The organism is Spectribacter hydrogenoxidans (assembly GCF_031846275.1).
Classification (GTDB): Bacteria; Pseudomonadota; Gammaproteobacteria; order Nevskiales; family Salinisphaeraceae; genus Spectribacter; species Spectribacter hydrogenoxidans.
The window spans coordinates 363,912-370,595 of sequence record NZ_JAVRIB010000001.1 but is presented as its reverse complement, the minus strand read 5'-3'; the positions used below and the strand labels follow the sequence as shown (position 1 = coordinate 370,595).

The following is a 6,684-nucleotide window of genomic DNA, read 5'->3' as shown; positions in this document are numbered from 1 at the left end:
CGTCCCGCGGGCACCGGGGGCCCCCGACCATCGGGTGCTGGGATTGCGGGCAACCGGCACCCTGCGCCAGTTGCGCTATCAACTGGCCTATGCCGAGCAGACCGATCACGCCGACGCGCCGGCAACCGTGGACGCCAACTATCTGCGGCTGCAGCTATCGCTGGCCGGGTTACCGATCACACCCACCCTCGGCTACGAGCGACTCGGCGGCGACGGCACCTATGGCTTCCGGTTCCCGCTGGCGACCAACCACGCCTTCCAGGGCTGGGCCGATGTATTTCTCGTCACCCCGCCGGGCGGGGTGGTGGACCGCTACCTGAAGCTGTCCGGCAAGGCGGGGCCGGTCCGGTTGACGGCGGCCTATCACGATCTACGGGCCGACCAGGGCGATGCCGACTACGGCCGCGAAATCGACCTGTCCGTCGCCGTACCGGTCACCGAACAGTTGAGCCTGCTGGCCAAGGCCGCCGACTACCGGGCCAGGACATTCGCGGTCGATACCCGCCGCCTGTGGTTGCAAGCCGCATTCGCGTTCGACTGAGCCGGCGCGGCGCGCGGGAAGTATTAACAGGCCTGGTGCCCGGCATTGGTGCAAATCCGATCCGAGAAGGGCCGCCATGGTGCGGGGCGGATCGCGAGCCGGCCATCCGTCAATTGCACACCAGCAGATAACCATCTGATTCGTAATATAAAAGTACACAAAAAGCCGATTGGCACGGTCACTGCAAGAATGTTCACAAGCGCCGATGCCGGCGGATCAATGGCGATCCGGATGCCGACAGCGGTGACACAAGCAGATCGCTCAGGGCAAAGACGCCCGCGTCTCGACCACCACGGTCGAGGCGCGGGCGTTTTTTGTTTGGGCCAGGGGAAACGCCATGAATGCCATGACTTTCACAATACGCCGGAGCCGGCCATGAGCCGCCCATTTCAGGACTCCCGCCGACGGCTGCTGGCCGGGGGTGCCGGGGCGGCGATGGCAGCCGCCACCGGCCTGGCCGGCGCCAGTCGCGGCAACGGACGAAACGCCTCCAGCAAGCGCCGGGTAACGCTCGGCTTCATCCCGCTCACCGATTGCGCCCCGCTGGCGATCGCTGCCGAGCGTGGCTTCTTCGCGGCCGAAGGACTGGAAGTCAGGCTGTCCCGCGAGCCCTCCTGGGCGGCCATTCGCGACAAGGTGGCGATCGGCGCGCTCGACGGCGCCCACATGCTGGCAGGCATGCCGCTGGCGACCAGCCTGGGGGCCAGCGGCACACCGCAGCCGATGATCACGGCCCTGTCGCTCAACCTCAACGGCAACGCAATCACGGTATCCGCGGAGTTGTACCAGCGGATGCTCGCCGCCGACCCCGAGGCCATGGCCAGCCGCCCGGTGTCGGCCCGTGCCCTCAAACGGGTGATCGAGGCCGACCAGGCCGAAGGGCTGGCGCCGCTGACCTTCGCCAGCGTCTACCCGGTGTCGTCTCACAATTACCAGCTGCGCTACTGGCTGGCTGCCGGTGGCATCGACCCGGAACGTGACGTACGGCTGATCGTGATCGATCCGCCGCGCATGGTGGCCAACCTCGCGGCCGGCCGCATCGCCGGCTACTGCGTGGGCGAACCCTGGAACCAGTTGGCCGTGGCGCGGGGCGTCGGACACGCGGTGATTACCGGCTATGAGCTCTGGAACAATGCGCCCGAAAAGGTGTTCGGCGTCACCCGCGACTGGGCCGACACCAACCCGGACACCCACCGCGCACTGCTGCGGGCCCTGATCACCGCCTGCGCCTGGCTGGACGTGCCGGGCAACCGGGCCGAGGCGGCCCAGATCCTGGCCGGACCGGCGTACGTGGACGCGGACCCGGCCCTGCTGCGCCGGGCCCTGTCGGGCGGCTTTCAGTACCACCCCGGCTCCCAGCCGGAGGCGCTGCCGGACTTCAATGTATTCCACCGTTACGCGGCCAACTTCCCCTGGCGTTCCCACGCAGCCTGGTTCATCACCCAGATGCTGCGCTGGGGCCAGATCCGGCACGCCGTGGATATCCGCCGGGCCGCGGCCGAGGTCTACCGGCCGGATATCTACCGGGCCGTGGCCGGCGAGCTGAACATGCCCGCGCCGGCCGCGGATGATCGACCTGCCGGCGGTCACGCCCAGTCCTGGACGCTGACCACGAACGACGGCGCTCTGGCGATGGGGCCGGACCGCTTCATCGACGGTCGCGTGTTCGACCCCGACCGGCCGGTGGCCTACCTGGAATCCTTCGAGCGCCACGCTCTGAGCGCGGCGCTGGCCGACCTGCGGCGGCTCAACCCCGAAACCCACGCCTGAAGCAAGACCTGCAAGGACGACCCATGGAACTCGCCAACAAAGCCACGCGCATCCGCCTGTTCGATTTCAAGTCGATCCAGATGCGTACCTTCCACATGACCTGGCTGGCCTTTCACCTGTGTTTCTTCGGCTGGTTCGGCATCGCACCGCTGATGGCGGTGGTCCGGGAAGACCTGAACCTGGACAAATCGATGGTGGGCTCGACCATCATCGCCTCGGTGGCCATTACCGTGCTGGTGCGGCTGATCATCGGCCCGCTGTGCGACAAGTTCGGCCCGCGCCGCACCTACACGTGGCTGCTGGTGCTCGGCTCGCTGCCGGTGATGGCGATCGGTTTCGCCGACTCCTTCGAGACCTTCCTGATGGGGCGGCTGGCGATCGGCGCCATTGGCGCCTCGTTCGTGATCACCCAGTACCACACGTCGGTGATGTTCGGCCCCAACGTGGTGGGCACGGCCAATGCCACCACCGCCGGCTGGGGCAATCTCGGCGGCGGCACCACCCAGATCGTGATGCCGCTGATCTTCACCGCCATCGTCAGCCTCGGCGTGTCGGAAACGCTGGGCTGGCGGCTGGCCATGGTGGTGCCCGGCATGGTGCTGTTCGCCACCGGCATCGCTTACTGGTTCGTCACCCGGGACGCGCCGGACGGCGACTACCGCGAACTGCGCGAACAGGGCCTGATTCCGCCGGCGAAGGCCGAGCGCGGCGGCTGGGGCACCTTCAAGACCGCCGCCGCCGACTACCGCGTGTGGGCGCTGTTCATCGTCTATGCCGCCTGCTTCGGGGTGGAGCTGACGATCAATAACGTCGCGGCCATCTATTTCTTCGACGAATTCGACCTGGACCTGAAGACCGCCGGGCTGATCGCCGGCCTGTTCGGGCTGATGAACCTCTTCGCCCGCACGCTCGGCGGCTTCTTCTCGGACCTGTTCGCCCGCTACCGCGGCCTGCGCGGCCGGGTGCAGTTCCTGTTCCTGGCGCTACTGGTCGAGGGCTTCGCGCTGATCCTGTTCTCGCAGATGACCGTGCTGGCGCTGGCCATCGCCTCGATGATCCTGTTCAGCCTGTTCGTGCAGATGTCCGAGGGCGCCACTTTCGGCCTGGTGCCCTTCATGCACAAGAAGGCGCTGGGCGCGGTGGCCGGCATCGTCGGCGCCGGCGGTAACGCCGGCGCGGTGGCGGCCGGCTTCCTGTTCAAGAGCGAATCGCTGAGCTATGCCCAGGGCCTGCTGTTCCTGGGCTGCGCCGTGGTGGTCTGTTCCTTCTTCGCCCTGGCCGTGCGCTTCTCGCCCGCGGTGCAGGCCGAGGAGGACAGCGCCCTGCGCGCCGCCATGGCCGAGCGTAAACGCGATGACGAGGTGTCGGACGCCGAGCCCAGTCCGGCCTGACATCCCCTCACCCTGACCCTCTCCCTCAATGCGGGGAGAGGGGATACGGATGCACCCGATTGATAACGACGAAGCTTCGGAGACAACTCATGGCAGACAAACTGCCCGAACAGAAACAGGACCTGGTGGTGATCGGCAACGGCATGGCCGGCATGCGCACCGTCGAGGACCTACTCAAGATCCGCGCCGGCGACTTCAACATCACGGTGTTCGGCGCCGAACCCTACGGCAACTACAACCGCATCATGCTCTCGCCGCTGCTCGCGGGGGAAAAGCAGCTCGACGAGATCATGATCAACACCCGCGAGTGGTACGACGAAAACGGCATCACCCTGCACAGCGGCGATGCGGTGGAATCGATCGACCGCAAGCGGCGCATCGTGCATTCCCGCAGCGGCAGGGAAGTGCCCTACGACCGGCTGCTGCTTGCCACCGGCTCCAATCCGTTCGTGATCCCGGTCCCCGGGAACGACCTGGAAGGCGTGATCACCTTCCGCGACGTCGACGACGTCAACGGCATGCTGGATGCCTCGAAAAGCCACCGCAAGGCGGTGGTGATCGGCGGCGGCCTGCTCGGACTGGAGGCGGCCAACGGCCTGATGAAACAGGGCATGGAGGTCACCGTCGTGCATCTGATGGATGCATTGATGGAGCGCCAGCTCGACGCCCCGGCGGCGAAGATGCTGCAGTCCTCGCTGGAGGAGCGCGGGCTGACCTTCCGCATGGAGGCCAGGACCGAGGCCATCCTCGGCAGGAAGCGAGTCGAAGGCGTGCGCTTCGCCGGCGGCGATCAGATCCGGGCCGACCTGGTGGTGATGGCGGTGGGCATCAAGCCGAACATCGAACTGGCCCAGTCCGCCGGCCTGCACTGCGAACGCGGCGTGATCGTCAACGACACCATGCAGACCTATGACCCGCGCGTGTACGCGGTGGGCGAATGCGTACAGCACCGCAACGCCACCTACGGCCTGGTCGCCCCGCTGTGGGAGCAGGCCAAGGTCTGCGCCACACATCTGGCCCAGGTCGGCAGCGGCAGCTACGAGGGCTCGGTGACCTCGACCAAGCTCAAGGTCACCGGCATCGACCTGTTTTCGGCCGGGGATTTCGTCGGCGACGAGACCACCGAGGACGTGGTGTTCCAGGATCCTCGCCGCGGCGTGTACAAGCGCATCGTGCTACGCGACAACAAGGTCGCCGGAGCCGTGCTCTATGGCGACACCGGCGACGGTGGCTGGTACTTCCAACTGATGAAGGACGGCACCGACGTATCCGAATTCCGCGACCGGCTGGTGTTCGGGCGGGCCTACGCCGAAGGCGGCGACCCGGCGAATGACGCCGGCGTGGCCGATCTGCCAGACGACGCCCAGATCTGTGACTGCAACGGCGTATGCAAGGGCGACATCGTGACCGCCATCGGCGAGCACGATCTGAAGTCCCTGGCCGCCGTGGGCAAGGTCACGAAGGCCGGCACCTCCTGCGGCTCCTGCCAGGACCTGGTGGCGCAGCTGGTGGAGGCCACCCTCGGCGACGACCTCGAGGCCGCGCCGGACAAGGTCACGGTCTGCGAGTGCACCGATCTGTCCCACGACGAGGTGCGCGCCGCCATCGTCGACCGGCACCTGACCAACACCGCCGCGGTGCGCGAGGCCCTGGACTGGCGCGAACCCGACGGTTGCCACAAGTGCCGGCCGGCGCTGAACTACTACTGCGTGGCCAGCTGGCCCGGCGAGGCCGAGCACGAGGATGCCTCCCGCTTCATCAACGAACGGGCCCACGCCAACATCCAGAAGGACGGCACTTATTCGGTGGTCCCGCGCATGTTCGGCGGGGTGACCAACCCGCGCGAGCTACGGGCGATTGCCGACGTGGCCGAAAAGTACGACATCCCCACGGTGAAGGTCACCGGCGGCCAGCGCATCGACATGCTGGGGGCGAAGAAGCAGGACCTGCCGGCGATCTGGCGCGACCTGCGCGAGCAGGGCGGACTGGTCTCGGGCCACGCCTACGCCAAGGCCCTGCGCACGGTGAAGACCTGCGTGGGCAAGGAATGGTGCCGGTTCGGGGTGCAGGACTCCACGACGCTGGGCGTGGAACTGGAGCACCTGACCTGGGGCTCGTTCATGCCCCACAAGTTCAAGATGGCGGTGTCGGGCTGCCCCCGCAACTGCGCCGAGGCCTCGATCAAGGACTTCGGCATCGTCTGCCTGGAATCCGGCTATGAGCTGCAGGTGGGCGGCAACGGCGGCACCAGGCTGCGCGGTGCCGACGTACTCTGCCGGGTCAAGACCCCGGACGAGGCCAGGGAATATTGCCTGGCCTTCACCCAGCTGTATCGCGAGGAAGGCCACTACTTCGAGCGCACCGCCCCCTACATCGAGCGGGTGGGTCTGGACCACGTAAAGGCTCGCGTGGTCGATGACGCGGAAAACCGCAAGGCCCTGGCCGAGCGTTTCACCCATTCCCAGCAGTTCGCCCAGACCGACCCCTGGGAGGAGCGCTCGGCGCAGGGCATCAATCGCGAGCACTACATCCCGCTCAAGGAGGTGAGCTGATGGCCGCCGTCATGACGGACGCCGAATGGATCGAGATCGGCCGGCTGGAAGACATTCCCCGGCTGGGTGCCCGCACGGTTGGTACCGCCGCGGGCGACATCGCCGTGTTCCGGACCAGCGCCGACGAGGTATTCGCCCTGAAGGACGCCTGCCCGCATCGCGGCGGACCGCTGTCCCAGGGCATCGTCCACGGCCGCAAGGTCACCTGCCCGCTGCACAACTGGTGCATCGGCCTGGCCGACGGCGCCGCCTGCGAACCGGACGAGGGCCACACCGCCCGGTATTCCGTCGAGAACCGCGACGGCGTGCTGTTCCTGTGCATGTCACCCGAACAACGCTAACCGCGAAGGGCGCGAAGGAACGCAAAGATTTATGAGGTATTCCGTTTGTCTTCTTTGCGTCTCTTGGCGGTCTTTGCGGTTGGAATCCG

The 6,684-nt window shown here is 67.0% G+C and carries 4 protein-coding genes and 1 pseudogene; all 5 read left to right on the top strand.

Translation table 11 applies throughout. From position 1 onward, the window contains the following. A pseudogene (locus RM532_RS01745) lies at window positions 1-541 on the top strand (hypothetical protein); the annotation flags it as partial. Window positions 542-916: 375 nt separating this feature from the next. Beyond that, on the top strand, window positions 917-2,311 hold the full coding sequence (locus RM532_RS01740; protein WP_311651387.1) for a CmpA/NrtA family ABC transporter substrate-binding protein: 1,395 nt from the start codon (window positions 917-919) through the stop codon (window positions 2,309-2,311). A gap of 23 nt (window positions 2,312-2,334) precedes the next feature. Beyond that, on the top strand, window positions 2,335-3,702 hold the full coding sequence (locus RM532_RS01735; protein WP_311651386.1) for an MFS transporter: 1,368 nt from the start codon (window positions 2,335-2,337) through the stop codon (window positions 3,700-3,702). A gap of 89 nt (window positions 3,703-3,791) precedes the next feature. After that, window positions 3,792-6,254 (top strand): nitrite reductase large subunit NirB, encoded by a 2,463-nt coding sequence (nirB, locus tag RM532_RS01730; RefSeq protein ID WP_311651385.1) that lies wholly within the window; start codon window positions 3,792-3,794, stop codon window positions 6,252-6,254. Next, window positions 6,254-6,595, top strand: a complete 342-nt coding sequence (nirD, locus tag RM532_RS01725; protein ID WP_311651384.1) for a nitrite reductase small subunit NirD — start codon at window positions 6,254-6,256, stop codon at window positions 6,593-6,595. Before nirB ends, nirD begins: the two co-directional genes overlap by 1 nt. Window positions 6,596-6,684 lie beyond the last annotated feature (89 nt).

What these genes read in the sequence shown, in the direction of transcription:
- RM532_RS01740 (WP_311651387.1), top strand. Translation starts at nt 917, where the DNA reads ATGAGCCGCCCATTTCAGGACTCCCGCCGACGGCTGCTGGCCGGGGGT.
- nirB (WP_311651385.1), top strand. Translation starts at nt 3,792, where the DNA reads ATGGCAGACAAACTGCCCGAACAGAAACAGGACCTGGTGGTGATCGGC.
- nirD (WP_311651384.1), top strand. Translation starts at nt 6,254, where the DNA reads ATGGCCGCCGTCATGACGGACGCCGAATGGATCGAGATCGGCCGGCTG.
- RM532_RS01735 (WP_311651386.1), top strand. Translation starts at nt 2,335, where the DNA reads ATGGAACTCGCCAACAAAGCCACGCGCATCCGCCTGTTCGATTTCAAG.